Raw genomic sequence first — 4,483 nt, forward strand, 5'->3', positions numbered from 1 at the left:
CTCCGCAACCAACTAAACTTGATAAAGTTAATATTATAGCTGCACCTAAAGCTGTCATTTTTTTTAGTTTCATATTTTCCTCCTGATGTCATTATAACTAATCGCTATATTTTATATTTTTACTAATGTATATATTTTTAGTAATTTTCATGTTTTATATAAGTAAAAATGAAAAAGAAAAAAGATTTATAATCTTTTTTCTTTTTATAATTTATTATTCCCATTCAATTGTTCCTGGTGGTTTAGAAGTTATATCATATACAACTCTATTAGCACCATCAACTTCATTTACTATTCTATTTGATATTTTTTCCAATACATCGTATGGCATTTTGTACCAGTCAGAAGTCATTCCATCAGAAGAAGTTACAGCTCTTAAACCTACTAAATAAGCATAAGTTCTTTCATCTCCCATAACTCCAACAGTCTTTACATCTGGTAATGTAGCAAATGCTTGCCATATTTCTTTATATAAACCAGCTTTTTTAAGCTCATCCATATATATTGCATCAGCTTCTCTTAATATGTCACATCTTTCTTTTGTAACTTCACCAATTACTCTGATACCTAAACCTGGTCCTGTGAATGGATGTCTAAATATTAAGTCTTCGTCTATTCCAAGTTCTAAACCTATTTTTCTAACCTCATCTTTAAATAATTCTCTAAGAGGTTCTACTATTTGGAATTCTATATCTTCAGGTATTCCACCAACATTGTGGTGAGATTTTATTGTAGCCGCTTCTCCATGCCCACTTTCTACAACATCTGGATATATAGTTCCTTGAACTAAGAAGTCCATTTTTCCAAGTTTATTTGATTCTTCTTCAAACACTCTTATAAACTCTTCACCTATTATTTTTCTCTTAGCTTCTGGCTCTGTTATTCCTTTCAATTTACCTAAGAATCTGTCTTCACAGTTAACTCTTATTAGGTTCATGTCAAATTTATCTCTGAATATTCTTTCTACATCGTCACCTTCATTTTTTCTAAGTAAACCATGATCAACAAATACACAAGTTAAGTTATCACCTATCGCTCTATGAACAAGTACTGCTGCTACTGATGAATCAACTCCACCACTTAAAGCACATAATACTTTTTTATCTCCGATTACTTCTTTTAATTCTTTTACTTTATCACTTATAAATGAATCTGTAGTCCAATCTCCACTTACTTCACAAACATTATATAAGAAGTTTCTAAGAACTTTATCTCCTTCTAAACAATGTTCAACTTCTGGATGGAATTGAACTCCATATAAGTTTTTCTCTTTGTTTTCTATAGCTGCAACTGGACAATCATCAGTGTAAGCTATTACTTCAAATCCTTCAGCTACTGTATCAACTAGGTCAGTATGGCTCATCCAAACTGTATTAGTAGTCATACCTTCAAATAATTTTGATTCCTTATATGTTATTGATGTTTTTCCATATTCTTTTTCAGCTGTATTACCTTTTCTAACTACGCCACCTAGAACATGTGACATTATTTGATGTCCATAGCATATTCCTAGTATAGGTACACCTATTTCAAATATTTCTTTTGATATTGATGGAGAATCTGCTAAATATGCACTATTAGGTCCTCCAGTAAATATTATCCCTTTTGGATTCTTTGCTTTTATTACTTCTATATCAGTAGTGTAAGGTATTATCTCACAGTACACATTATTTTCTCTTACTCTTCTTGCTATTAATTGATTGTATTGACCTCCGAAGTCAACAACTAATACTAATTCATGCTTCATTACATTATTTCTCCTTGCGTACTATAGTTTGGTGCTTCTTTTGTTATTGTTATATCATGTGGATGACTTTCTTTTAAAGAAGCTGCTGTTATTTTTACAAATTGTGCTGTTTCTTGTAATTCTTTTATTGTAAGAGCTCCACAATATCCCATACCTGATCTTATTCCACCTAACATTTGGTATGCTATATCTTCTGCTTTACCTTTATAAGGAACCATTCCTTCAACACCTTCTGGAACTAGTTTTTTAGAACCCTCTTGGAAGTATCTATCTTTTGATCCATCTTCCATAGCTGCTATAGAACCCATTCCCCTATAAGCTTTATATGATCTTCCTCTATAAAGAACTGTTTCTCCCGGACTTTCATCTGTTCCTGCAAATAAAGATCCCATCATACAAACATTTGCACCCGCTGCTAATGCTTTTACAATATCCCCAGAGTACTTAATTCCTCCATCAGCAATTACTGGAATACCATATTTTTGGGCAACCTCTGCACAATCCATTACTGCTGTTACTTGTGGAACACCAATACCAGCAACAACTCTTGTTGTACATATTGATCCAGGACCCATACCTATTTTTACACAGTCAGCTCCAGCTTTTATTAAATCTTCACAACCTTGAGCAGTAGCTACGTTGCCTGCTATAACTTGAAGATCTGGATATGCTGCTTTTATTTTTTTCACTGCCTCTATAACGCCTTTTGAATGTCCATGTGCACTATCTAAAACTATAACGTCAACTTTAGCTTCATATAATGCTTTTACTCTTACTAATACGTCATTAGTTATTCCTACTGCTGCACCACATAAAAGTCTTCCTTTTTTATCTTTTGCAGAGTTAGGATATTGTATTTTCTTTTCTATATCTTTTATAGTTATTAAACCTTTTAAATGACCTTGATCATCTACTATAGGTAATTTCTCGATTTTATGTTTTTTAAGAATTTGTTCAGCTTCTTCTAAAGTAACTCCCTCTTCAGCTGTTACTAAATTATCTTTAGTCATTGCATCTTCTATTTTTTTAGACATATCTTTTTCAAATTTTATATCTCTATTTGTTATTATCCCTATTAATTTTTTCTCTTCATCTACTATAGGAACACCAGATATTCTAAATTTAGCCATTATATTGTCAGCATCTTGAATTGTATGGTCTTTTGATAAGAAAAATGGATCTACTATAACTCCACTTTCACTTCTCTTTACTCTATCAACCTCTGAAGCTTGTTTTTCTATAGACATGTTTTTATGAATAATACCTATTCCACCTTGTCTAGCCATTGATATGGCCATTTTTGATTCTGTTACAGTATCCATACCTGCACTCATTAGAGGTATATTTAATTTTATTGTTTTTGTTAAATAAGTCTCTGTATTTATGTCTTTTGGTAATATTTCTGATTTTTGAGGTATTAATAAAACATCATCAAAAGTTAATCCTTCTTTTACTATTGCAGCCATACTAATCTCCTTCCAAATTCCCAATTTAAATTCATATATTTTTTTATATAAAAAAACCTGTATAGTTTCTACTTTTTTCAAAAGTGAAATCACTATACAGGTTCGAAAATAAATTCATTAACTTGCCTAAAATATTACTTTAGATATAGTTAATAATTAATATTATTCAAATTTATATAATAATTTCACTCATAGTCAAGATTTTTACGGCATCTCGGTAGAAACTCTCAGACCATATTTCTGAGTATATACGAGTGATTTTAAATTTTAAATTTCGCTATTTTCCTGATATTGAATAATAATTTACCAAAATAATTCGCTTATGTCAACAAATTTTCAATAATTTCTTCATTTATTGATATATTTATAGAATCATATATTTCTTTTATTGATACATTTAAGTTAAACGCTATATTTTTGCATTGTTCATACTCTGGTTTTGCCTTAATTAATTTACCATTATAGTATCCTAACTTAAATTTTATAGTCCCATATTTAGTATCTATATCAATTAATTTTCTATCTAACTTACATCTATTATACTTATTATATCTTACTCCAAAAGTAGATGTTTCTTCCAATATAATTCTAGTAAATTTGTGCAAGTCTTTTTCTTCAACAAGTATACTTATTTTATATGCGGGCCTATTCTTTTTCATGTATATACTTTGTGCATATACATCTAAGGCTCCCTCATTCAATACCTTTTCAAATAAATATGAATAAATCTCACAAGACATATCATCTATATTTGCAGAAATTTCATATATTACTTCTTCATTATTTTCTTCTTCCTCTTCACAGATAAAAGTTCTTAAAAGATTTGGCTTTTCAAAGGTTTTATGTCCTACTCCATATCCTACTTTTCTAGTGTTGAAATTTATTTCTTTTATAAATTTATCACTTAATGATTTTATAATAGCTGCCCCTGTAGGAGTTGTACATTCCCCTTCAACATGATTAAACTTTACTGGAACATTTTTTAATATCTCAACTGTTGCTGGAGCTGCTGCTGGAATTACCCCATGAGTACATTTTATAAATCCAGAACCTAGAGGAACTGATGTAGAGTAAATTCTATCTATACATAATAAATCTAATAAAATAACACTTCCTACTATATCTACTATAGAATCTATTGCTCCTACTTCATGAAAATGTATTTTATCAATTGTAGTACCATGAACTTTTGCTTCAGCCTGCGCAACAGTCATAAATACTTTTTTAGATTTTTCCTTTATATCTGTATTCAAAGAACTATTATCTATAA

The 4,483-nt window shown here is 30.1% G+C and carries 3 protein-coding genes and 1 riboswitch; all 3 genes read right to left on the reverse strand.

Annotated features, from left to right (window positions below):
* Positions 1-214: 214 nt before the first annotated feature.
* Positions 215-1,747: a glutamine-hydrolyzing GMP synthase gene (gene guaA, locus J7G74_RS02415; RefSeq protein WP_297131435.1), complete on the reverse strand. Its 1,533-nt coding sequence runs from the start codon at positions 1,745-1,747 to the stop codon at positions 215-217.
* Positions 1,747-3,213, reverse strand: a complete 1,467-nt coding sequence (gene guaB / locus J7G74_RS02420) for an IMP dehydrogenase (protein WP_297131438.1) — start codon at positions 3,211-3,213, stop codon at positions 1,747-1,749. Before guaB ends, guaA begins: the two co-directional genes overlap by 1 nt.
* 172 nt (positions 3,214-3,385) lie before the next feature.
* Positions 3,386-3,487, reverse strand: a riboswitch (purine riboswitch).
* Positions 3,488-3,533: 46 nt separating this feature from the next.
* Positions 3,534-4,483 (reverse strand): nickel pincer cofactor biosynthesis protein LarC (gene larC / locus J7G74_RS02425; protein ID WP_297131441.1); only part of this gene is annotated, 950 nt, incomplete at its 5' end.

The organism is Terrisporobacter sp. (assembly GCF_017888745.1).
In the GTDB taxonomy this organism is placed as follows: domain Bacteria; phylum Bacillota; class Clostridia; order Peptostreptococcales; family Peptostreptococcaceae; genus Terrisporobacter.